This window comes from Tsukamurella conjunctivitidis, assembly GCF_007858475.1.
Classification (GTDB): domain Bacteria; phylum Actinomycetota; class Actinomycetes; order Mycobacteriales; family Mycobacteriaceae; genus Tsukamurella; species Tsukamurella conjunctivitidis.
In genome coordinates this window covers 1-665 of the sequence record NZ_VIGX01000113.1, presented here as the reverse complement: position 1 = coordinate 665, position 665 = coordinate 1, and the positions used below count along the sequence as shown (strand labels likewise).

The following is a 665-nucleotide window of genomic DNA, read 5'->3' as shown; positions in this document are numbered from 1 at the left end:
GGTCTTCAGCGCGTACTCCGCGGAGGTGCCGCCCACGACGATGGCCAGGTGGTAGGGCGGGCAGGCCGCGGTCCCGAGGCTGCGGATCTTCTCCTCGAGGAACTGCATCATGTGCGTGGGGTCCAGGATGGCCTTGGTCATCTGGTAGAGGTAAGACTTGTTGGCCGAGCCGCCGCCCTTGGCCATGAAGAGGAAGTGGTACTCGTCCTCCTCGCCCGGGGCCGTGTCGGCGTAGAGCTCGATCTGGGCGGGCAGGTTGCACCCGGTGTTCTTCTCCTCGTACATGGTGATCGGCGCGTTCTGCGAGTAGCGCAGGTTGAGCTCCGTGTAGGCCTCATAGACGCCCTTGGCCAGGGGGCGCTCGTCGGTGCCCTCGGTGATGATGCGCTGGCCACGCGACCCCTTGATGATGGCCGTTCCGGTGTCCTGGCACATGGGCAGGACACCGGCGGCAGCGACATTGGCGTTGCGCAGCAGGTCCAGCGCCACGAAGCGGTCGTTGGCGGAGGCCTCGGGATCGTCGATGATGCGACGGACCTGCTCCAGGTGGGCTGTGCGCAGGTAGAAGGAGATGTCGTGGTAGGCGGTGCGCGACAGCAGCTCCAGGGCCTGGGGGGAGACCTTGAGGTAGGTCGTGCCCTCCGGTCCCTCCACGGTCTCGACCC

The 665-nt window shown here is 66.6% G+C and carries 1 protein-coding gene; it reads right to left on the bottom strand.

From position 1 onward, the window contains the following. The coding region (locus FK530_RS24610) for a fumarate hydratase (RefSeq protein WP_269434188.1) at positions 1 to 665 on the bottom strand (665 nt) is incomplete at both ends.